Source organism: Nocardia sputi, from assembly GCF_023501985.1.
Window position 1 is genome coordinate 24,147 of the sequence record NZ_JAMFLC010000037.1, and the last position, 21,461, is coordinate 45,607.

General features: G+C 71.0%; 20 protein-coding genes and 1 riboswitch. Of the genes, 14 read left to right on the top strand and 6 right to left on the bottom strand.

All coding sequences use genetic code 11. From position 1 onward, the window contains the following. Window positions 1-21: 21 nt before the first annotated feature. The 4 genes from rsmH to M8859_RS33985 form a co-directional block, all read right to left on the bottom strand. Complete coding sequence (gene rsmH / locus M8859_RS33970; RefSeq protein ID WP_159929767.1) at window positions 22-996, bottom strand: 16S rRNA (cytosine(1402)-N(4))-methyltransferase RsmH; 975 nt, start codon at window positions 994-996, stop codon at window positions 22-24. Between the two features lie 184 nt (window positions 997-1,180). Next, on the bottom strand, window positions 1,181-1,612 hold the full coding sequence (mraZ, locus tag M8859_RS33975; protein ID WP_040776870.1) for a division/cell wall cluster transcriptional repressor MraZ: 432 nt from the start codon (window positions 1,610-1,612) through the stop codon (window positions 1,181-1,183). Window positions 1,613-2,015: 403 nt separating this feature from the next. After that, a complete protein-coding gene (locus M8859_RS33980) occupies window positions 2,016-2,429 on the bottom strand; it encodes an SCO2097 family morphological protein (protein WP_159929765.1) in 414 nt (137 codons plus the stop codon). Between the two features lie 174 nt (window positions 2,430-2,603). After that, entirely contained in the window at window positions 2,604-3,044 is a 441-nt protein-coding gene (locus M8859_RS33985; RefSeq protein WP_195141232.1) for an SAV_6107 family HEPN domain-containing protein, read from the bottom strand. 176 nt (window positions 3,045-3,220) lie between these two features. Here M8859_RS33985 and M8859_RS33990 point away from each other — a divergent pair, with 176 nt between their 5' ends. Genes M8859_RS33990 through M8859_RS34010 form a run of 5 tightly spaced genes read left to right on the top strand, consistent with a single transcriptional unit; the run spans window position 3,221 to window position 8,324 of the window. Next, window positions 3,221-3,832: a GNAT family N-acetyltransferase gene (locus tag M8859_RS33990; RefSeq protein ID WP_159929763.1), complete on the top strand. Its 612-nt coding sequence runs from the start codon at window positions 3,221-3,223 to the stop codon at window positions 3,830-3,832. Between the two features lie 7 nt (window positions 3,833-3,839). Continuing rightward, window positions 3,840-5,405, top strand: a complete 1,566-nt coding sequence (locus M8859_RS33995; RefSeq protein ID WP_195072211.1) for a phytoene desaturase family protein — start codon at window positions 3,840-3,842, stop codon at window positions 5,403-5,405. Beyond that, window positions 5,402-6,286, top strand: a complete 885-nt coding sequence (locus tag M8859_RS34000) for a carotenoid biosynthesis protein (RefSeq protein WP_195072210.1) — start codon at window positions 5,402-5,404, stop codon at window positions 6,284-6,286. The genes M8859_RS33995 and M8859_RS34000 overlap by 4 nt, the downstream gene beginning before the upstream one ends. A 53-nt stretch (window positions 6,287-6,339) precedes the next feature. Further along, window positions 6,340-7,122 carry an LppM family (lipo)protein gene (locus M8859_RS34005; protein ID WP_370523831.1) on the top strand — a complete coding sequence of 261 codons (783 nt, stop codon included), beginning with the start codon at window positions 6,340-6,342 and terminating at the stop codon, window positions 7,120-7,122. Between the two features lie 35 nt (window positions 7,123-7,157). Further along, window positions 7,158-8,324 carry a glycosyltransferase family 2 protein gene (locus M8859_RS34010; protein ID WP_195141223.1) on the top strand — a complete coding sequence of 389 codons (1,167 nt, stop codon included), beginning with the start codon at window positions 7,158-7,160 and terminating at the stop codon, window positions 8,322-8,324. Window positions 8,325-8,351: 27 nt separating this feature from the next. Here M8859_RS34010 and M8859_RS34015 read toward each other — a convergent pair whose 3' ends face one another. Then, the gene (locus M8859_RS34015) at window positions 8,352-9,059 is read right to left on the bottom strand and encodes a hypothetical protein (protein ID WP_195072207.1); all 708 of its coding nucleotides are present in this window, start codon (window positions 9,057-9,059) and stop codon (window positions 8,352-8,354) included. A gap of 385 nt (window positions 9,060-9,444) precedes the next feature. Then, window positions 9,445-9,538, top strand: a riboswitch (SAM riboswitch). 120 nt (window positions 9,539-9,658) lie between these two features. Here M8859_RS34015 and M8859_RS34020 point away from each other — a divergent pair. From M8859_RS34020 to M8859_RS34050, 7 genes are all read left to right on the top strand, one after another. Then, complete coding sequence (locus tag M8859_RS34020) at window positions 9,659-11,278, top strand: ABC transporter substrate-binding protein (RefSeq protein ID WP_249645486.1); 1,620 nt, start codon at window positions 9,659-9,661, stop codon at window positions 11,276-11,278. Window positions 11,279-11,280: 2 nt separating this feature from the next. Next, window positions 11,281-12,285: an ABC transporter permease gene (locus tag M8859_RS34025; RefSeq protein ID WP_195072205.1), complete on the top strand. Its 1,005-nt coding sequence runs from the start codon at window positions 11,281-11,283 to the stop codon at window positions 12,283-12,285. 143 nt (window positions 12,286-12,428) lie between these two features. Then, complete coding sequence (locus M8859_RS34030) at window positions 12,429-13,226, top strand: ABC transporter permease (RefSeq protein WP_159929833.1); 798 nt, start codon at window positions 12,429-12,431, stop codon at window positions 13,224-13,226. Beyond that, on the top strand, window positions 13,223-14,845 hold the full coding sequence (locus tag M8859_RS34035; protein WP_249645487.1) for a dipeptide ABC transporter ATP-binding protein: 1,623 nt from the start codon (window positions 13,223-13,225) through the stop codon (window positions 14,843-14,845). Before M8859_RS34030 ends, M8859_RS34035 begins: the two co-directional genes overlap by 4 nt. A 179-nt stretch (window positions 14,846-15,024) precedes the next feature. Then, a complete protein-coding gene (locus M8859_RS34040; protein WP_195072203.1) occupies window positions 15,025-15,357 on the top strand; it encodes a hypothetical protein in 333 nt (110 codons plus the stop codon). 109 nt (window positions 15,358-15,466) lie between these two features. Further along, on the top strand, window positions 15,467-16,273 hold the full coding sequence (locus M8859_RS34045) for a DUF1684 domain-containing protein (protein WP_195072202.1): 807 nt from the start codon (window positions 15,467-15,469) through the stop codon (window positions 16,271-16,273). Beyond that, the gene (locus M8859_RS34050) at window positions 16,270-17,430 is read left to right on the top strand and encodes an LLM class flavin-dependent oxidoreductase (RefSeq protein WP_159929743.1); all 1,161 of its coding nucleotides are present in this window, start codon (window positions 16,270-16,272) and stop codon (window positions 17,428-17,430) included. Before M8859_RS34045 ends, M8859_RS34050 begins: the two co-directional genes overlap by 4 nt. A gap of 66 nt (window positions 17,431-17,496) precedes the next feature. Here the strand turns inward: M8859_RS34050 and M8859_RS34055 are convergent, their stop codons facing one another. Beyond that, entirely contained in the window at window positions 17,497-18,498 is a 1,002-nt protein-coding gene (locus M8859_RS34055; protein WP_159929741.1) for a methylenetetrahydrofolate reductase, read from the bottom strand. A 184-nt stretch (window positions 18,499-18,682) separates the two neighbouring features. Here M8859_RS34055 and M8859_RS34060 point away from each other — a divergent pair, with 184 nt between their 5' ends. Together M8859_RS34060 and crtI are read left to right on the top strand one after the other, a co-directional pair. Beyond that, a complete protein-coding gene (locus M8859_RS34060) occupies window positions 18,683-19,816 on the top strand; it encodes a polyprenyl synthetase family protein (RefSeq protein ID WP_159929739.1) in 1,134 nt (377 codons plus the stop codon). A gap of 37 nt (window positions 19,817-19,853) precedes the next feature. Beyond that, on the top strand, window positions 19,854-21,437 hold the full coding sequence (crtI, locus tag M8859_RS34065) for a phytoene desaturase family protein (RefSeq protein WP_249645488.1): 1,584 nt from the start codon (window positions 19,854-19,856) through the stop codon (window positions 21,435-21,437). Window positions 21,438-21,461 lie beyond the last annotated feature (24 nt).

Consider the following 21,461-nt stretch of genomic DNA (forward strand, 5'->3'; position numbering starts at 1 on the left):
GAGGCGTGGCGAACTGCCGGCTCACCCTGCCTCCTGGATCCGCTCGGCGGCGCGCATGCGTACCGGGGCCGCTCGCGGGTTGTCTTCGATCTCCTGCTCGGTCGCCTTCTCCGCGCCGCGGGTCAGCATCCGGAACTCCGGTCCCATGCCGGGCAGCTCCATCGGCAGGTCCACCGGCGTCCTGGACGCGGTGCGCGCGGCGAGCTGCTGCTTGACCACCTTGTCCTCCAGCGACTGGTAGGACATGACGACGATGCGGCCGCCCACACGCAGCGCGGCGAGCGCGGCGGGCAGCGCGGCGCGCAAGGACTCGAGTTCCCCGTTGACCTCCACCCGCAGCGCCTGGAACGTGCGCTTGGCCGGATGCCCGCCGGTGCGGCGCGTGGCCGCGGGAATCGCGGCATAGAGCAACTCCACCAGCTCGGCACTGGTGCGGAACGGTTTGACCTGGCGACGGCGGATCACCTCGGCGGCGATCCGGCTCGCGAAGCGTTCCTCGCCGTAGGTCTTCAGCACCCGGGCCAGGTCACCGTGGCTGTAGGTGTTGAGCACGTCGGCGGCGGTGAGGCCGCCGGTCGGGTCCATCCGCATGTCCAGCGGCGCGTCGACGGAATAGGCGAAGCCACGATCGGCCTCGTCCAGCTGCATCGAGGAGACGCCCAGATCCATCAGGATGGCCGAGACCGACCCGGTGGAAGACAGGCCCGCCTCGGTCAGCGCGTCGGCGATGCCGTCATAGCGAGTGTGCACCAGGGTGATTCGATCCGCGAACGGCTCGAGCCGCTCACGGGCCAGTTTCAACGCGGTGGTGTCCCGGTCGAGCCCGACCAGATGAATGCCCGGATAGGTGCTCAGGAAATGTTCGGCGTGGCCGCCGAGACCGAGGGTGGCGTCGACGTAGACGGCGCCCGGCTCGGCCAAGGCGGGGCCGAGCAGCGCGTCGGCTCGCTCGAGCAGAACCGGAACATGGCGGGGGCCGCGCTGTTCACGGTTCACCTCGACCTCCCGGAGTCCTACCTCGCGTCGTCGCGCACCGCGCACGGGTCGCCTTGATACACAATGCTTTCGATACGGATACGAATGCCCCGTGGTCTCTGACCGAACCTCGGCACCTGGCGTCGGGGAAGTACGTCAGGGTCCGCGTCCGGGCAGAGACCGCGTGGCACTCGTGCGCCCGCGGCTAGAAGATTCCGCCCAGCGACTCGTCTCTGGCTTGCGAGAAGTCCTCCTCGTGCTCGGCGAGGTAGGATTCCCACGCCTGCTTATCCCAAATCTCCAGGAAGTCGACCGAACCGATCACGACGCAATCCCTTTTCAGGTTGGCGTAGCGACGATGGTCGGCGGACAACACGATCCGGCCCTGCGCGTCCGGACGTTGTTCGTCCGTTCCGGCCGCGAGGGCCCGGACGAACGCACGGGCCTGCGGATTGCTTCGAGACGCCGCCGCGGCACGCCGGGCGAGCGCGGTGAACTCTTCTTTCGGGTACACGGCAAGGCTGTGGTCCTGCCCCTTCGTGACCATCAACCCTCCCGCCAGATCGTCTCGAAACTTCGCAGGCAACGTAAGTCGCCCCTTGTCGTCCAAGCGAGGTGTGTAGGTACCGAGAAACAACTCGGATACCTCCCTGGTCGATCACCTCGATGGTCGGCTCTTCAGTACTGCGCGCTCCACATTACCCCACTTTCCCCCACTTTCAATCGAAACAAGCGGTGATCTGGCTCCCGACCCAGACGATTCCGCAGGTCATCCCAGCTATCACCGGCGTGGTGAACTTTCGCGAGTTCTGCCGACACGCGCCACCCCCTCGGACAAACGCCCGAAAACACCCAGCAAACCCCCTGGCGGACCGTGCGCGGGGGCCTGGTGGGGGAAGTTCGTGGGGAGGTGTGGGGAAGTGGGGAGCCTGGTTCGAAGATCATCGTCGCGTCGGCGCCCGCACGCGCGAACCGGCGACGCCGCACCGTTACGGTGCGGCGTCGCCGGTTGTGCTTGAAGTTGTCAGGCTACGGGCGAGTTACTCTTGCTCGAATCGCCTGCGGAAGCGGTCCTCCATACGCTCGGAGAATCCGCCGGACTTGCGCTGACGCCCTCGTCCGCCCGAGGCGCCGGAGGGGGTCTCGCCGCCTGGCCGATCGGTCTTGGCGATGTTCTTGGAGGTGCCCAGCAGCAAGAGCACGCCGGCGCCGAACATCACGATGAACCCGATCAGGCTGATGATCGGGAAGCCGCCGGGCTTCACGGGCGCTGCGATGCCTGCGACGAGGAGAAAAAGGCCGAGGACGAACAACGCCGCGGCCTGGAGTCTGCGACGACTCGAGGTCGAACGAAGCCGTCCGCCGCGGACGGACGAGGCGAACTTGGGATCCTCAGCATAGAGAGCGCTCTCGATCTGTTCGAGCATGCGCTGCTCGTGCTCGGAGAGTGGCACGGTACCTCCCCCGGCACTAGGACGTGGCTGTCGCCTCCGGGTAGGCGACAGATAGCCGACCTTGGCGGCTATCTGTCACCAATGATACGAGTTCGATCAGGGCCAGACCACCTAATGGGCGCAGTCCGACTCAGTCTGTCTTCAGCCGCGCGGGGACGAAGCGAATTACGCCGACTAAGCGGTCATTCCCCCGCTCAATCCCGGAGCAGGTCGCAACCTGGCCGACGCCGCGAGGAGATCTTCCACGTCATGGAGGAATGCCGCCACCCGCGAGGAGAACTCGTCGGCCTCGTGTTCGTCGACATTGCGGTCCAGCCCGGCCTCGAGCGCGGCGCGGATCTCCGAGCGGGCGCTGAAGTAGTCCGCCCACATCACGAACTCGGGCGCGGCGCGTTGCATCAGTACCCACGCGTTGCGCGAGCGCGCCCGGGGGGCGGCATCGGCGCCGGTGAGCGCGATCACCGCGCCCGCGCCGCGCAGGGCCGCCAGGTAGGCGGTGCGGAACCGCTCCCGTGGATCGCGCTCCCCCGCCGCCTGCATGAGCAACCCGTCTGCGCGCTCCAGCAACTTGCCGGCCCGGCCGGGCCGGCCCGGATGTTCCACTCGACCAGACATCGACATCGCCGTCCCTCCACCATCGCGTACCTTGGCCCGTATCCCGTGCTGGAGGCGGGGTCCCCCACCACTTTCCGGCACCACCCGGACCGAACAGGTATTCGAACGTTTGAATTGAGCTTCAATATAGAGACGCCCACCGACAAACTTCCGCGTCCGCGCGACCGACGAGAGCCATGACCGCCGTCAAGCCCAATCACATCCCCGCACCCGCCGTCATCGATCTGTCGGTGGCGGCCCTGCGCTCCCGGCTGCACGACGCGCTGGCGGTCTACGTGGCCGCCATGGACTATCCGCGTGGCACGGAGAACCATCGCGCTCCGATGTGGACCGAACACACCACCCGGCCCGGCTGGCAAGCGGTCGCCGCGGTGCTGCCCGACGACTCCGGCCGGATCGATCTGCGCCGCGCTCCGATCGTGGCGATCGCCTACGGCTATCGCGGCGGCGCGCACCAGTGGTGGCACCAGCAGGTGCACAGCGGGATGCGGCGCTCGGGCTGGCCGGAACACTCCGCGCGTGAACTGCTCTCGGACTACTTCGAACTCACCGAACTGCATGTGCATCCCACCGCGCAGGGCCGCGGCATCGGCGCCACGCTGCTGGAACGCCTGCTGCGCGACCGCACCGAGCGCGCGGTGCTGCTGTCGACGCCCGAGGTCACCGGTGAGGACAACCGCGCCTGGCGGCTGTACCGCAGGCAGGGATTCACCGACGTGATCCGGAATTTCGTGTTCGCGGGCGACAACCGCCCCTTCGCGATCCTCGGCAGGCGGCTGCCGCTGTGAGGGTCACGTGACGGTAGTCGTCGTCGGCTCGGGCCACAACGCCTTGGTCGCCGCGTGCTATCTCGCCCGCGCCGGACACGAGGTCGAGGTACTCGAACGCGACGACGTCCTCGGCGGCGCGGTGTCGACGGTGGAACGGTTCCCCGGCCATCAGGTCGATCGCGGCTCGTCGGCGCATATCATGATCCGCCACACCGGCATCATCGAGGAACTCGAACTCGATCGCTTCGGGCTGCGGTACATCGACTGCGACCCGTGGGGTTTCACGCCCGCCCACGCCGGGCGCCCCGCCCTCGTGTTCCACCGTGACCTGGAATCGACCTGCGCGTCGATCGCCGAGGCTTGCGGCCGCGGGGACGCGGCGGCCTATCGCCGGTTCGTCCAGGTGTGGGGACCGCGCAGCGCCCGCGTGATGCGCGCCTTCGGCGGCGGACCCACGCCGGGGAGGCTGGTCCGGTCGTTCTGGGGACTGGACGCCCGAGACGGCGGCAGCGCCCTCTCGCGGGAGTTCCTCCAGTCCGGAGACGCGCTGCTGGACACCTTCTTCGAGGACGAACGGTTGAAGGCGTCGCTGGCCTGGTTCGGCGCGCAGTCCGGACCGCCGATGTCGGAGCCGGGCACGGCGCCGATGGTGGGCTTCGCCGCGCTCATGCACACGCTCCCGCCGGGGCGCGCGGTCGGCGGCAGCGGCGCGCTGACCACCGCACTGGTGGCTCGGCTGCGATCCGACGGCGGGGTAGTGACTGCGGGTGACGCGGTGACCGCCCTGCGCCGCGACGGCGATCGCTGGCGGGTGCGCACCGCGTCGGGCCGAGAGCGGCGCGCCGACATCGTGATCGCGGGCAGCCATGTGCTGACCACGCTGGAGCTGCTGCACGACGGCGGTTTCGACGGCGCGGTGCTCGACGACTGGCACAGGCGCATCCGCGTCGGCCCCGGGATCGGAATGGTCGTGCGGGCCGCCACCTCGGCGCTGCCCCACTACCCCGGCAGCCCGGCCGAGCACTCCGCCCGCGGCCTGCAATTGCTGGTGTCCGATCGCGCGCAGCTGCGTCGCGCGCACGGCGCGGCGCTGGCGGGGGACCTGCCGCCGCGACCGGTCGTGCTGGCGATGAGCTTCAGCGCCCTCGACCCGACCATCGCCCCGGCCGGTGAGCATCAGTTGTCACTGTGGGCGCAGTGGCACCCGTACCGGCTGGCCTCCGGCGCCGACTGGGCCGATCTCGCACAGCGGGAAGCCGACCGCATCATCGCCGAAGTCGATTCCTACGCCCCCGGTTTCGCCGAGACGGTGTCGCGCACCCACGTGCAGACGCCGGTGGACCTGGAGCGCGAACTCGGGCTCGTCGGCGGGAACGTCATGCACGTGGAGATGTCGCTGGACCAGATGATGCTGTGGCGGCCGCTCCCGGAACTGGCCGGGCAGCGGGTGCCCGGCGCGCCGGGGCTGTATCTGACGGGCGCGTCCACCCATCCCGGTGGCGGCGTCTCCGGGGCAAGTGGCCGCACGGCCGCCACCCTCGCCCTGCGCGAGATGAACCGGCGCCGGATTTCGCGGTGGCTGCGACGATGACCGACGCTGGCGACCTATCCCTGACGACGCAACGGAATGTCTCCGTGCGGGAGCACCCCCGGGATCCGGGGTACCGCTCGGCGGGCTCTCTCGTGCCCCTCGTCTTCGTCGCGCTGACCATCGTCGCGCAGATCGGTTATCCGTTGACCACCGGCGGCGCACGCGACCGGATCACTGTCGCGATCGTGCTGCTGTGCGCCGGAGCCGCCGTGGCACACGCGACGGTGACCAGGGGATTCCGCTATGCCGTCGGCTTCCTGGTCATCGTGTCCGGCATCGGGCTCGCGGCCGAGGTGATCGGCACCGCGACGGGAATGCCGTTCGGCTGCTACTCGTACGCGACCGACCGGCTCGGTCCCGCCCTGTTCGACGTTCCGTTGATCATCCCGCTGGCGTGGACCGGCGGAATGTACCCGGTATGGGCGGTGGCCGGGATGTTGTCCCGGCACACGGGCGCGCGAATCATGTGGACAGCGGCCGGCGCGGTGGGCTGGGATCTGTTCCTCGATCCGCAGATGGTGGCCGACGGGCAGTGGACCTGGTGTGACACCAGCTCCGGACTGCCCGGACTGGACTGGATTCCGGTGACCAACTACCTGGGATGGTTCGCCGTCGCGCTCGTGATGGGCGCGTTGCTCGCGATCTGGGAGCGCGCGGCGCCGGATCCCCCACGGGCAGGCGGGCAGGCGGTCGCGCTCACCGTCCCGGTGGCCTTGTTCCTGTGGACCTGGCTCGGGTCGGCGCTGGCCCACGCGGTGTTCCTCGACCTGCTGCCGTCCGCCGGTTACGGCTTCGCGGGCCTGGCTGTGCTGGGCGTTCCCCTGCTGGTGGCCGCGGCCCGCGCGCGCCGCCGCCCCGGCGCGCCACGCCCGGTGCGGTAGGCCGACGCGCGCGGAGACCGGCGCGTTTCATTCCGGGCGGATGGACTGGCACGATGTCACCCGTGCAGCCGAGTCCCGTCACCACGAAGCCCGATGCTCCGCAGCCGCCGCAGCGGCGGGGTTCACGCCGCGGCGTGCGCGTTGCGGCGGCCGTTCTGCTCGCGGCGATGCTGGCGCCGATGCTCGCGGGCTGCCTGCGGGTTCAGGTATCGATGGGTGTCTCGTCCAACGACCGGGTGTCCGGACGGATCGTCGCCGCCGTGGTGCCCGCCGACCCCGGTGACAAGGGCCCGCAACTGAAGGCGCCCGAGACGCTGGCCGCGAAGGTGCGGGTGGAGCCCTACGCCCAGGACGGGTACTCCGGCAGCCAGGTCTTCTTCGAGGATCTGTCCTTCGGTGAGGTGCAACAGCTCGGCCAGCTGTCCGAGCAGACCCAGGGCATGTTCCAGTTGCAGTTCCAGCGCACCGGCGACCTGGTCGGCCTGACGGGGCGGGTGGATCTGAAATCCGTCCCGCCGCACGGCTCCGACGTGCAGTTCACTATCGCTTTCCCGGCTCGCGTCGCCAAGACCAACGGCAGCCGCGAGGGCGACAACGTGGTCTCCTGGAAGCTCCCGCCCGGCGATGTCTCCACACTGCGCGCCGAGGTCAGCTACGCCGACCCGAACACCCGCTCGTTCGCGGGCTGGGCAGGCATCGTCGGCGGCATCACGCTCGCGGTGGCCGCCATCATCGCCGCGATGGCGTACATGGACCGCAACCCCGCCCCGCCCGGCGCTCCGGAAGTCGGCTTCTCCCTGAGCCGCTGGTGGCGCACGGTGACGCAGAATCGCTGAGCGGCAGGTCGGTGCGGCGGGATAGCGTGGCGCGCATGGTGAGTGCCGACCTGCCGAAGACGTTGCGCGCGAACTCGATCCTGCCCGCCGGCGCTACCGCCGTAGCGGCGCTCGGCGCGGGCATCGCGCTATACAACCGGATCACCGTGCAGCGGCTGGCGAATACCCCTGCGACGGTGATCGAACCGGTCACCGTCTGCGTCCCGGCGCGCAACGAGGCCGGGCGGCTACCCGATCTGATCGGCGACCTGCGCGCCCAGGTCGGCCTACCGCGCATGGCGGTGCGCATCCTCGACGACGCGTCCACCGACGACACCGGCGCCGCGGCCCGCGCGGCGATCGGCGACGACCCTCGTTTCACCCTGCTGCGCACCGAGTCCGACCCGCCGCCCGGCTGGACCGGGAAGGCCGCCGCCTGCGCGCGGCTGGCCGAGGAGGTGTCCACGCCGGTGCTGATCTTCCTGGACGCCGACGTGCGGCTGGCCCCCGCGGCGCTCGCGGCGGCGGTCGGCGCGCTGCGCAGACGAGGAGCGGCGCTGGTCTCGCCTTGGCCGCTGCAAGAAGCGGATTCGATGGCGGAGGCCCTCGTGCAGCCCCTGCTGTGCTGGTCGTGGGCCTCGACGCTGCCGATCGCCGCGGCCGACCGGAGCCTGCGGCCGTCCACGGCGGTGGCCTGCGGCCAGTTCCTGGTGTTCGACAACGCCGTGTACCGCGCTGCGGGTGGCCACGCGGCAGTGGCCGGGAGCATCACCGAAGACCTCGACATCGCCCGTACGCTGCGACGGGGCGGGCACTCGACCGTTCTGGCGGCCGCGGGACCGCTGGCTCGAACCAGGATGTATCACGGCGCCGCCGAACTGGACGCCGGCTACACCCGGTGGCTCTGGTCGGCCTACGACGGCACGATCACGGGCGGAGCGGCGGTGGGACTGCTTGCCGCCCTTGCCTATTGGGTGCCGCCCGCGGCGGCCGTGCTGGGCCGGGGCTCGGCCCGGCGGACAGGTGTGATCGGCTGGCTCGCCGCCGTCACCGGGCGGCTGCTGGCCCGCTCGACCGAAACCGGCGGTCCGCTGCGAGGCTCCGATGTGCTGGCCGCCGCGGCGCATCCGGCATCAGTGGCGGCGTATCTGCTGTTGTGGGCGCGTTCGCATCGGGCCCGCCGCCGCGGCACGGCGCGCTGGAAAGGTCGCTCGCTCGCTTGAGCCGACCGTGCCGCGGCGGCCGCGACCTCACGGCACCGCGGTGATTCCGACCGTCGGCAGGAAGAAACAGGACTTGGCGCCGTTCTGAACCGTGCCGAACACCGCGGCCAGCACGGTGCCCTTGCCGGTGTCCACCGGAATCGCACGCACCCCGCCCATCGGGAGGGCCGCGACGAGGAAGTCCCGGATGGCCTGCTCGGCGCCCGGCCGCAGGTCCGCTGGGACGGCCGCAGGAATCATCGCGCGGGCGATCTCCGACAGCGGCCCCATGGCGGCCGTGCCGCTGCGGCCGGTACTCAGGTTCAGCCAGGCGACCTGCATGCCCGCGGTGTTCGGGCCGTCCGGTCCGAGGCCGTAGGGCACGAAGGTGAACATGGCCTGCCCGGATTTGACCGCACTGAGGTCCAGGCCGGGGATCTGCACGGTGTTCTTCGGCCACGGCCCCGGAATGGCGCCCGCGACAGCGGGCGCCAGACCGGCCGTGGTGTTGTCGAGGCAGAACGCGGACGCGGTCGGGTAGGCGAACGGCTGGATGCCGAGCGCACGCAGCGCGTCGACCGCGGCGTGATAGGCGCCGAGCAGGTCACCGGGGGCGGCGATCGGCACGACTTGGTCGGAGAACGCGGGAATGGTCGCAACCGGGGCCGCGAGCGCGGCGCCGGGCCCGGCGAGCACGAGGGCGATCGAACTGGTCGCGACAGCGGACAACTGGGTCAGACGGCGCAATATGGTCACGAAACCTCCTCATCGGCGGAACGATCGAGGGGCACAGTACTCCGGCAAACGCGCCCAGCAGCCGGGATTGCGCACAGCAATTTTGCGGTGAGTCTCGTTTGCCCGGAACGGGAGACTTGCGGGGCCGACCTGTGTCCCGGCCCCTCGGCGAGAACCGTATGCTGCATCGAGCCGCCGACTTTCGGCTGGACGCCCTCGGTGATCACGCGACCGGCGCGCACCCGCGCTCGACAGAGCAGCGCATGCCTGGTTACTACAAAGACCCGATGAGACCGCGTGGGACAAGATCTACGCTCACGGTGATTAGTTTCCTTGTTCCAGCCTTCGCTTGCTGGGCATCATGATTCGGCTCGACCCTGACACCCGCTGACGGGAGGGTTGACGCCAACCATCCAGAGCGACTGAGAGACCTGGCTCGTCGACGTCGCAGCAACCCCCCGGTCACCGGGTGCGGGTGCTTCCGCCGGGACCGATGGAGGAACCGAAGTGCTCGAACCGCGCCGCCGCATTCCCAGCCGACCGTTGCCGACCGGCGTCGCGGACACCGAGTCGTACCAGGGCGAGCTACTCGCCCGCACCGAAGTATCTGGAGTTGCCTCGTGATCCCAACCCGTCACCGAATCGCCGCGCTGGCCTGTGCGCTCGCCGCGGCCGCCACCGTGGCCGCCTGCGGCAGTGATTCGGCCGCGCCAGGCGCCGACGCGGGACCACCGCAGCCGGGCGGCACCTTGCGCTACGGCCTGTCCCAGGCGCCGACCTGCTCGGATCCGGCGCAGGCCGGTACCAACCAGACGCTGTACGTCGCCCGGCAGATCGTGGATTCGCTGACCGACCAGGAACCGGCGACCGGCGAGCTGAAACCGTGGCTGGCACAACGCTGGGAAGTGAGCCCCGACGCGAAGGTGTTCACCTTCCACCTGGCCGACGGCGTCACCTTCAGCGACGGCACGCCGCTCACCGCGGACTCGGTGCGCAACACCTTCGACTCGATCGTGCGGCTCGGCTCGGGCAAGGCGCCGCTGGGCAGCAGCTATCTCACCAACTACGTCGGCACGACCGCGGTAGACCGGCGCACCGTCCGGGTGGAGTTCAGCAAGCCCAACGCGCAATTCCTCCAGGCGTCCTCGACCACCCAGCTCGGCATCCTGGCCGACGCGACCACGAGCAAGCCCGCCGAGCAGCGCTGCCTCGGCGACAACGTCGGCAGCGGGCCGTTCACCTACGCCGCCTACCGCCAGGACGCGGCGGTGACGCTGGCCAAGCGCACCGGCTACCACTGGGGCTCGGCGGTGTTCGCCCATCGCGGCGAGGCCTACCTGGACAAGATCGAGTTCACCGTCGTGCCCGAATCCGGGGTGCGCACCGGCAGTCTCGCCTCCGGGCAGCTGGACGCGATCAGCGACGCGCTGCCGCAGGACGCCCCGCAGATCGAAGCGGCGGGCGGACGCGTGCTCAGCACCGCCAACCCGGGAATTCCGTTCGGATTGCAACCCAACGTCACCCGCGGTCCGCTGCGCGATCCGGCGGTGCGGCACGCGCTCTTGCCCGCGATCGATCGCAAGCAACTGGTGGACACCGTGCTCGGCCCGCAGTTCGAACCCGCCACCAGCGCGCTGGCCGGCACCACCCCTGGCTACACCGACCTCTCGGCGCACCTGGCCTACGACCCGGCGAAGGCGCGCACTATCCTCGACCAGGCCGGGTGGGCGCCCGGCGCGGACGGCATCCGGACGAAGAACGATGAGCGGTTGAGCTTCTCGGTGCTCTTCAGCCAGGTGTTCGCGGGCAACCAGGCGATCCTCGAACTGGTCCAGCAGCAGCTGCGGCAGGTCGGCGTCGAGCTGAAACTGGACCTGGTGTCGGTGGCGGAGACCACCGCGCGGCAGAACAGCAAGGATTTCGACACCGCCTACTTCAACACCACCCGCGCCGACGGCGACATCCTGCGCACCTCCTTCGGACTCGACGGGCGCAATCTCAATGTCCGCGGCCCGATCTCGTCGCTGGACGACGCGTTGAACGGCCAGCTCGACACGGTGGACCCCACGGCACGAAACGGGTTCATCCGCACCGCGCAACAGCAGGTCCTCGAGGCGGGGTTGTTCATCCCGACCGTCGAGCTGTCCCAGGCCATCGGAGCGGGCCCGAACACGCGGGATCTGAAGTTCGAAGCGTCGGCGCGCTTGCAGTTCTTCGACACCTGGCTGAGCGGACGATAGTCATGGCGCGCTACTCGGCGCTGCGGGTGCTGCAGGCGATCTGGGTGCTGTGGGCGGCGTTCACGCTGTCGTTCGTGGTGCTGTACCTGCTCCCGGCCGATCCGGTCTCGATCGCGGCCGACGGCGGCGGAGCGGGCACACCGGTGGACAAGGCCGCCATCGCCGAATTGCAGGCCCGTTACGGGCTGGATCGGCCGCTGTGGGAACAGTACTGGACCGCACTCGGGCACGCCGTTCGCGGTGATCTCGGGCATTCCATCGCGACCGGGCAACCGGTCACCGGCGCGATCGGCGACGCGCTGCCCGCCACGCTCGAATTGACCGGCGCCGCCCTGCTCTTCGCGGTCGTCGGTGGCGTCTCGCTGGCGTTCGCGGCGACCCATACCCGTCGACCGTGGCTGCGCAGCGCCCTGGCGGCGTTGCCGTCGCTGGGCGTCTCGGTGCCGACGTTCTGGACCGGACTGCTTCTGCTGCAGGTGTTCTCGTTCCAGTTGCGCCTGGCGCCCGCGTTCGGCGGGCACGGTTTCGCGGGCACGGTGCTGCCCGCGCTCACCCTGGCCCTGCCGATCGGGGCGGTCATCGCGCAAGTGCTCACCGCCGGGCTCGAAACCACCTGGCGCCAGCCGTTCGTCGACGTGGCGCTGGCCAAGGGCGGGTCGCGCTGGTGGGTGCAGCGCACGCACGTACTGCGCCCGGCCAGTGTGCCCGCGTTCACCATCGCGGGCGTCCTGGTCGGCAACATGCTCGCCGGATCGGTGGTGGTGGAGACGGTCTTCGCCCGCCAGGGCGTCGGCCGGCTGACCCAGACCGCGGTGCTGGCGCAGGACATCCCGGTGGTCCAGGGCATCGTGCTGCTCACCTCGGCGGTTTTCGTCAGCGTGAATCTCGCGGTGGACCTGCTGTACCCGCTGCTCGACCCGCGCATCGCGGCTCGCTCCCGCGGTGCGAGCGGCGAGTCCGCGCAGACCGCCGTCGACGCCGCCGAGGAGGCGATCATTCGTGCCTGACATGGCTCCCGCTCCCAGGACCCCCGCACGCCCGCTCGGCGCGCCGCTGCCAGAGGGGGTGAGATCTCGTGGTTGACGTGACCGAGGAACGGCGCGCAGCGGTACTGTCCGGCATCCGGCGACCGACCGTGAGCTGGAAGACGCTGCGCCGCAATGCCGGACTGCTGGTCGCGGGGGCGGTCGCGCTGCTGGCGGTGGGATGGGCGCTGGCGCCGTCGGTATTCGCCGGTGGCGACCCGCTGACCGGCGTGCCCGCGCAGAAGTTCCAGGCCCCCAGCGCCGAGCATTGGTTCGGCACCGACAATCTCGGACGCGATCTCTACACCCGGATGGTGCACGGCGCCGGTCTTTCGCTGACCGCCACCTTGTCCGCGGTGGGCATCGCGCTCGTCGCCGGGTCGCTGCTGGGACTGCTGGCGGGTTCGATCGGCGGCGTGATCGACGCCGTCCTCATGCGGCTGGTCGATGTGCTGCTGTCGGTCCCCGCGTTGCTGCTGTCGCTGGCGCTGGTGACCGCTCTCGGTTTCGGCACCCGCAACGTGGCCGTCGCGGTGGGCGTTTCGCTGGTGGCCAACTTCGCGCGCGTGATGCGTTCGGAGGTGCTGCGGGTCCGCCAGGCGGTGTACGTGGAGGCGGCCCACGCCGCGGGCGTGCGCTGGTACACGGTGCTGGCCAGGCACGTGCTGCCCAACTCCTATCAGCCCGTGCTCGCCTTGGCCGCGGTCGAATTCGGCATGGCGGTGCTGGCCGTGTCGGCGCTGAGCTTCCTCGGCTACGGCGCGAAGCCGCCCACCCCGGAATGGGGGACGCTGATCTCCGAGGGCCGCAACTACCTCGCGACCGCGTGGTGGATGACCACCCTGCCTGGTTCGGTCATCATCGCCGTCGTACTCGCCGCCCAGCGCCTCGGACGCGCGATCGGGAAGGGAGAACGCGCGTGAGCGCCCCGGCATCTCCACTGCTGCACGTCGAGGACCTGCGGGTGCGTTATCGGTCCGACTCCGGCCCTGTGGCCGCGCTGGACGGTGTGTCGCTCACCGTGGCCCGCGGCGAGGTGGTGGCGCTGGTCGGCGAGTCCGGCTCCGGCAAGTCCACGCTCGCCCACGCCGTGATCGGTCTGCTCGGGGCGAACGCCGAGATCGTGGGCGGAAGCGTGACCTTCGACGGCGAGGTGGTCGACACCGGATCCGAACGCGCCCTGCGGCGGCTGCGCGGAGCACGCATCGGCTTCGTCCCGCAGGACCCCGGGCTGTCGCTGAACCCCGTCCGGCGCGTCGGCGATCAAGTGGCCGAGGCGCTACTGGTGCACGGGCTGGCCGGCCGCGCGGCGGCGCGGGCACGGGCGCTGGAACTGCTGGCCGACGCCGGGCTGGACCGGCCGCGACTGCGGGCGACGCAATACCCGCACCAGTTGTCCGGCGGGCAGCGCCAGCGGGTGCTCATCGCCGCGGCGCTGGCTTGCGCACCGGATCTGGTCATCGCGGACGAACCGACCAGCGCGCTGGACGCGACCGTAGCGCGCCGGGTGCTGGACCGGCTCGCCGAGCAGATCGCGGCGCGCGGTACGGCGGTGCTGCTGATCACCCATGATCTGGCGGTCGCGGCCGAGCGCGCGGACCGGCTGATCGTGCTGAGCGGCGGCGAGGTGGTCGAAAGCGGCGCCACCGCGCAGCTGCTGGCCGCACCGCGTCACCCATACACCAAGCGGTTGCTGGCCGCTTCACCCGGTCTCGCTCCGGCCGACGGCGACCGCGAGCCCAGGAGCCGCGACGGCGCGCCACTGCTGGTCCTGCGCGAGGTGCACAAGACCTTCCGGGCGCACGGCGGCGACACCGTGACGGCGGTGGCCGGGGTGAGCTTCGAACTCGGCCGCGGCGAGACCCTCTCGCTGGTCGGCGAATCCGGATCGGGCAAGTCGACCACCGCGCGGATCGCGTTGCGGCTCACCGAACCCGACCGCGGGGAGGTCGTCTTCGACGGGCAACCCCTGTCGGCGGCTCGCGGCTCGCGACTGCGCGCGCTGCGCAAGCGCTTCCAGGTGGTGTACCAGAATCCGTACGCCTCACTGGATCCGCGCTGGCGGGTGGGCTCGATCATCGAAGAACCGTTGCGCGCGTTCCGGGTCGGCGATCGCGCGCGACGGCGCGACCGGGTGGCGGAGTTGCTCACACAGGTGGCGTTGCCGGCCGGGTTCGCGCAGCGCAGGCCCGCCGAACTGTCCGGAGGACAGCGCCAGCGCGTCGCCATCGCGCGGGCGCTGGCACTGCATCCCGAGCTGTTGGTACTCGACGAACCGGTCTCCGCGTTGGACGCCTCCGTGCAGGCGCAGATCCTCGAGCTGCTGGACCGCCTCCAGACGGAGTTGTCGCTGAGCTACCTGTTCATCTCGCACGATCTGGCGGTGGTGCGCCGCATCAGCGACCACGTCGCGGTGCTGCGGCACGGCCGCATCGTCGAGTCCGGCCGCACCGCCGAGATCTTCGGCAACCCTCGGCACGAGTACACCCGAGAGCTGTTGTCGGCCATACCCGGCGCCGCCGTCACGAATGGCGTTCTCTGATGCCGAAGCCGACCTACCGCCACAGCCGGGTGCTGAACCGGCAGCAGCACTGGGCGCCGTGCCGCAGCCGCCTCGAACCCGCCGTCCCGTCCTCTGCGACCAATCGCCCCCACTCACCGGAGCCCACCACCGGCCACAAGCCGAACACGTGGTGGCACCGACCGAAAAGGATCGCCCTGATGGTGTACTCCGCCTTCAACCGGAAACCGGCCGACACCGACGCCGAACCCCCCGCACCGGACCTCGCGGCCGAGCCCGCCGCCCCCGAAGCCGGTCCGGCCCGCTGGTGGCGCACCCGTCTGCGCGCCCCGCGTGCGGCCGACACCTCCGGTAACGCGCGGGTACACGCGGTCGCACCCGTCCGCGCCGAGCGGGACCGCCGCCTCATCCGGTCCTCGCGTGGCATGCACGCCGCGCTGTGGCAGCAGGCTCTGCTCCTGGCACCCGATGCCGCCGCAGCGGTGACGCATCCGGCGCTGCGGCGGCAGATCGACACCGAAGGCCCGGCCTGATGGCGCGGCCCGACTTCTTCCGCCCCCAGAACACCGAAGCCACCTCGCGCGACCACCTCGGCCCGCGCCCTCCCCATCGCATCACCGCCCACGAAGGAGCCGAAGCGTCATGACCACCAGCATCACCAGCGTTTTCGAGACCGAGTGGGCACATTGGCACCACGCGCGCGAGGACCAGTTGCGCGACCCGCTCGGCTTCCTCAGCCTGACCGGCCTGCACTGGCTCACCGACCGCCCTGAACGGCTGCCGGGCCTGCCGGGTACCTGGTGGGTCACCGACGACAAAGTGTTCATCACCGCCCAGCCCGCCGACCGCCTGGAATACGACGGGCTGGGCATCGCGGGCGTGCAGATCGTCACCCCCGCGGAAGGCGCGCCCGGACTGACCGTGCGGCAGGAGAAACGGGTCCTCGAGGTGATCCGCCGCACCGGCCGCTACGCCGTCCGGGTGCACGACCCGGCCGCGCCGGGCCTGCTGAGCTTCGACGGCATCCCGGCCTACCGGCCCGACCCGCGCTGGGTGGTGCCGGGGCGGTTCACACAGTTCGAGCAACAGCGGACCGTGACCACCGGCGCTGTGGTCGAGGGTCTCGAGCACCACCACAGCGCCGCGGGCATCATCGAATTCCGCATCGGCGAGGTGACCGAACGGGTCGTCGCGTTCGGCGACCGGGACGATCTGCGGGTGCTGTTCACCGACGCGACGAGCGGGGTGACGACCTACCCGGCGGCGCGTTCGCTGTCGGTCGGCCGTCCCGACGCGGACGGCACGGTGGTGCTGGACTTCAACCGGGCCGCGAATCTGCCGTGCGCGTTCACCGACTTCGCGACCTGCCCGGTGGCACCCGCGCAGAACCGGCTGCGCGTGGCCATCGAAGCGGGCGAACAGGATCCGCGGCAGGGACGCGCGGCATGAGCGGTCGAGCCGTACCCCTCTCGATCCTGGACCTGTCGCCGATCAGCGCGGGCTCGACCGCGCAGCAGGCGCTGCGCAACACCGTCGATCTGGCCCGGCACGCCGAACGATGGGGCTACCACCGGTACTGGCTGGCCGAACACCACTTCGTCTCGGTGGCCAGCTCCTCCTCGATCACCCTGATCGGGCTGGTGGCGGCGGCCACCGAGCGCATCCGGGTGGGTTCGGCGGCGGTGCAGGTGGGTCATCACACCTCGGCCTCGATCGTGGAGGCGTTCGGCACGATCGACGCGCTGTACCCGGGCCGCCTGGACCTGGGACTGGGACGGTCGGGGCATCGGCGCGGGCAGTTCGGGGCCGAAGCCGCGCGGCCCAAGGGCGGGAAGCCGGTGGTCGACTCGGTGACCGGGCGCACCGAGATCCGTGACGGCGTGGTGGTTCCGCCGCCGTTCGACCCGGGCCGCGTCGTGGACCGGTCGAAGTTCATCGCCTCGGTGGGCGCGTTGCAGCAGCGCGGGGCGCAGCCGCTGGACTTCGCCGAGCAGGTCGACGAGGTGCGCGCCCTGCTGGCGGGTACCTTCGTCAGCCCCGAAGGCGTCGCGCTGCACGCTGTTCCCGGAGAGGGCGCACAGGTGCGGTTGTGGCTGTTCGGCAGCTCGGCGGGCGAGAGCGCGGCGCTGGCGGGACGCCTGGGGCTGCCGTTCGCCGCGGCCTACCACGTGTCGCCGGGAACCGCGCTGGAGGCCATCGAGGCGTATCGCGCGGCATTCCGCCCGTCCACCGAGCTGGCCGAGCCCTATGTGGTGATCTCCGCGGACGTGGTGGTCGCCCAGGACGACGCGACCGCCCGGCGGTTGGCCGCGGGCTATGGACACTGGGTCTACAGCATTCGCAGCGGCGCGGGCGCGGCCGACTATCCCGATCCGGCGACCGTCTCGCCGCTCACCGCGCAGCAGCGGCGCCTGGTGGACGATCGATTGGCCACCCAGTTCGTGGGTGCGCCGGGCACCGTCGTGGAGCGGCTCACCGCGCTGCGACGGGTCGCGGGCGCGGACGAACTGCTGGTCACCACGATCACCCATCGGCACGCCGACCGCCTGGAATCGCACCGGCTGCTCGCGGAGGCGTGGGGACTGCGGGCGGCGAGGGCGGCCTGATCCTGTTCCGGCCGGTACGCCCGCGAGCGCACCGGCCGGAGCCGCGCGGCAGGTACGAAGCCGGAGTCAGACGCTGACCGGCGCGGCCGTGACGCCGTAACCGAGGTTGGTCAGCACCTCGCTGGTCGCCTTGGCGAAATTGAGCGTGATGAAGTGCAGGCAGGGCGCGCCCTCGTCGATCAGCCGCTGCGCGATCTCGGTGGCGATCTCGATGCCGACCGCGCGCACCGCCGCGGCGTTCTCCTCGCCGCCTTCGCCCGCCGCCTCGCGCAGCCGGCCCATGACCGAGGCGGGCAGCGGCCTGCCGCACAGTTCCTCGGCGCGCTGCACCGTACGCAGCGAGGTGATCGGCATCAGCTCCGGGATGATCGGCTTGGCGCCTTCGATCGGGTCGAGTTTCACCAGACGATCCCGCAGCCGCAGGTAGTGCTCGACGTCGAAGAACATCTGCGTGATCGAATACTCCGCGCCCGCACGCAGTTTCGCGGCCAGGAACGCGGTGTCGGTCGCCAGGTCGGGCGAACGGTGGTGGCCCTGCGGGAACGAGGCGACGCCGACGTGGAAATCACCGAGGTCGCGCACGATGCGCACCAGCTCCTCGGCATAGGAGACGCCGTCGGGATGCTTGTGCCACTCGCCGAGCGGGTCACCGGGCGGGTCTCCGCGCAAGACCAGGATGTTGCGGATCCCGCAGTCGGCGTACGCGCCGACCAGCGAGCGCAGCTCGGCGACGCTGTGCTCCACCGCGGTCAGGTGCGCGACAGGCAGCAGTGTGGTCTCCTGCGCGAGCTGCCCGGTCACGCGGACGGTGCGGTCGCGGGTGGAGCCGCCCGCGCCGTAGGTCATCGACACGAACGCGGGATGCATGCGCTCGAACTGCCGCACGGCGCGCCACAGCCGCGCCTCGGCGGCGGCGTCACGGGGCGGATTGAACTCCACGGAGAACGGCACCGCGCGCTCCCCGTGAGCCCGCAGACTCTGTACGACCGAGGGTGTTCCAGAGACGTTCGGGTGCGTCCGGGACGGCCGGCCAGGGGTCGAGCTGCCCCGCACGTTGTCGAAAGTCACCGGTTCAGTGTAGAGGTGGCCGATGGCGGCCCCGTCGGGTCGCTCGGACGCCCCGCGTATTCTTCGCATCGGGCGGCAAATTCGCCACGCCGAGCGACACGCGCGACCGTTACCGCCCGGCCCCGAATCACCCGCAGCGCCCGGGCACCCTCCGCGACCCCGTGCGTCCACCATCCGCACGACCTTGGAGGCTCCTCTGTCCGCCGCAACAGGGACTCAGACGCCGCGGCCCGCGGTGCCGCAGCCGGGCACGCCCGCCTTCGTCACCGCCGTGGAAGACGTGCTGGCCAGTTTCTTCGCCACCCGACGCCCGACGACCGAACGACTCGGCCCGGTCTTCGTCGAGGCCACCGATACGCTCGAGCAGTTCGTGTTACGCGGCGGGAAACGCACCAGGCCCGCCTTCGCGTGGACCGGATGGCTCGGCGCGGGTGGCGACCCGCACGCCCCCGAGGCCGCCGCGGTGCTCACCACCTGCTCGGCGCTCGAGCTCGTGCAGGCCTGCGCGCTGATCCACGACGACATCATCGATTCCTCCCGCACCCGCCGCCGCTTCCCCACCGTTCACGTCGACTTCGAGCAGCGCCACCGCGACCGCGGGTGGGCGGGCGACTCGGCGCACTTCGGAACCAGCGTCGCCATCCTGGTCGGGGATCTGGCGCTGTCCTGGGCCGACGACATGGTGCACGCCTCCGGCCTCGAGCCCGCGGCCGTCGCCCGGTTCGCGCCGGTGTGGGCCGACATGCGCACCGAGGTGCTCGGCGGCCAGCTGCTCGACGTCAACGGCGAGGCGGGCGGCGACGAATCGGTCGAGGCCGCGCTGCGGATCAACCGCTACAAGACCGCCGCCTACACCGTCGAACGCCCGCTGCACCTCGGCGCGGCGATCGCCGCCGCCGACCAAGGACTGATCGACGCCTACCGCACGTTCGGCACCGCCATCGGCATCGCCTTCCAGTTGCGCGACGACCTGCTGGGCGTGTTCGGCGACCCGGCGGTGACCGGCAAGCCCTCCGGTGACGACCTGCGCGAAGGCAAGCGCACCGTGCTGCTGGCCGACGCGCTGCGCCGCGCCGACGAGTCCGACACCGGCGCGGCCGCGTTGCTGCGCTCGAGCATCGGCACCGACCTGAGCGCCGAACAGGTGCAGCGACTACGCGCGCTGCTCGTCGAGCTCGGCGCGGTCGAGGAGGTGGAACGCCGGATCGCCGAACTGACCGACAGCGGTCTGGCGGCCATCGAGTCCAGCTCGGCGACGTCCGCGGCGAAGGAACAGCTGCGCGCGATGGCGCTGGCCGCTACCAAACGCGCCGCGTGAGCACGTCCGATCGCGCGACGGCAAGGAGACGAACCGAATGAGAACCGTTGCGGGACCTACCGAGCGAGTCGTGGTGGTCGGCGCGGGACTGGCCGGCCTCTCGGCCGCCCTGCATCTCACCGGTGCGGCTCGCACGGTCACGCTGCTCGAGCGAGCCGACCACCCCGGCGGACGGGTCGGACGCTACCGGGGCGGTGACTACGACATCGATTCCGGCGCCACCGTGCTCACCCTGCCCGAGCTGATCACCGACGCGCTCGCCGCCGTCGGCCGGTCCCCGGAGAACTGCGTGCCGCCATTGCGCATCCACCGGCTGGCGCCGGGCTATCACGCACGGTTCGCCGACGGCGCCGAGATCAGGGTGTTCGCCGAGGCCGACGCCATGGCCGCGGAGGTCGAGCGGACTTGCGGCCCGGCCGAGGCTCGGGGATACCGGCGGCTGCGCACCTGGCTGGCCCGGGTGTACGCGGCCGAGTTCACGGAGTTCATGGACACGAACTTCGACTCGCCGCTGGATATGGTGCGAATTCCCGAAAAGCGCCGCGCGCTGGTCGAATTGGCGCGACTCGGCGGCTTCGGCAGGCTCGGCCCGCAGGTCCGCCGGTTCCTGCGTGATCCGCGCCTGGCACGGCTGTTCACCTTCCAGGCCCTGTACGCGGGTCTGCCGCCCGCCCGGGCGCTGGCCCTCTACGGCGCTATTCCGCACATGGACACCTCCCTGGGCGTCTACTTCCCCGAAGGCGGTATGCGGGCGATCGCCGTGGCGCTGGCGCAAGCGTTCACCGAAGCCGGCGGCACGCTGGAACTCGGCGCCGAAGTGGTGGGCATCGACTACGCGGGCCGGCGGGCCCGCCGCGCCCGCACCGCCGACGGCCGCTCGTTCGACTGCGACGCGCTCGTGCTCACCGCCGACCTCGGCTCGCTCGACCGTTTCGGTGTGCGGCCCCGGCGCGGGCTGCGCGCCTCGCCGTCGGCGGTCGTCGCGCACGGCACCGTGCCCGCCGCGGTCGCGGCAGGCTGGCCGGTGCAGGCGCACCACACCATCGAGTTCGGGCAGGCCTGGGACAGCACGTTCGCCGAGATCGCCGCCCGCGGTGGACGCGGCAGGCTGATGAAGGATCCCTCGCTGCTGCTGACCCGGCCCGCCCTGACCGATCCGAGCCTGTTCATCGAACGCGGCGACGGACGGTACGAGCCGTTCTCGTTGCTCGCGCCGTGCCCGAACCTGTCGGCCGCGCCGCTGGACTGGCCGCGGCTCGGGCCCGCCTACCTCCGGGAGCTGCTCACCGTGCTGGAAGCACGCGGCTACCGGGGCATCGCCGAGCACTTCGCCGTCGACCGGCTCGACACGCCTCGCACGTGGTTCGATCACGGAATGCTCGCGGGCACACCGTTCTCCGCGGCCCATCTTTTTCGGCAAACCGGTCCGTTTCGGCCGAGTAATTTCCCCCGTTACCGCGACAACGTGGTCCTTGCCGGTTGTGGCACCACTCCAGGCGTGGGCGTACCGACCGCTCTGCTCTCGGGAAAACTGGCGGCAAACCGCATCGCCCGCGAGATCGGGCGCACTTCGCGTGGAACGCCGCGCACCAGCCGGATAGTGTTCGAGGCGACGCCGTAAACTAAGCGCCGACCTATTCGCTCG